Below are 709 nucleotides of genomic sequence, written 5' to 3'. Positions count from 1 at the left end.
CCAACCATGCTTTTCGACAACAATCGAACAATCTCTGGCATGGCGGGCAGCACTTAAGCTTAATCGTACCAATAGACGGTATTCATCATCAGCGTCAGTATTCACTGCTTGGTTTACCTCGGCAAGCATTATGGTGGCAAAGTAAAAAACCGCACACGCTTACTATCGCTATTAAACCTCAAGGTTTGGTATCAAAATACTTGACTCAGCAAGCATTGCTTGGAGATGTTTTTGCGTGCAGTGTTCCAAACGGCAGTTTTGTCCTGTCACAGACGCTAGAGGAACCGACACCGATATTGTGTATCGCTAGTGGTAGCGGTATTACGCCGATGTTAGGCTTAGTCACGCAGGCGCTCAAGGATAAACAACCAGTCACTTTGCTTCACTATAATCAAACATCCATATTGACGTCTTTTTGGACAGCACTGGCCGCAACTTATCCTGCGTTTCGTTATCATCTGATTGCAACGCAAGATGTCAGCACTTATCTTGCAGACAATCGATACCTGACCAAGAATAGCCTACTTGCGCTTGGACTACCGCTCGCTCAAACGCAGATATATGCCTGCGGGTCACAGTCTTTGTTATCAAGCCTGTACCAATCAGTAAATGATTTGACTGTTGAAAATACAGCATCGCTACTCGATAACATCACGATAGAACGCTTTGGGACGAGTGCTAATCATCACGATCAGGAAGGAAGCGAGAC

The 709-nt window shown here is 45.4% G+C and carries 1 protein-coding gene; it reads left to right on the top strand.

What is annotated here, in order from left to right; all coding sequences use genetic code 11:
* Window positions 1-709 (top strand): ferredoxin reductase domain-containing protein (locus ACS8FD_RS20560; RefSeq protein ID WP_459252163.1); only part of this gene is annotated, 709 nt, incomplete at both ends.

The sequence above is a fragment of the Psychrobacter sp. 1U2 genome (genome assembly GCF_051847575.1).
Note: the sequence above shows the minus strand (reverse complement) of the source record. Positions and strands in the feature narration are given on the sequence as shown.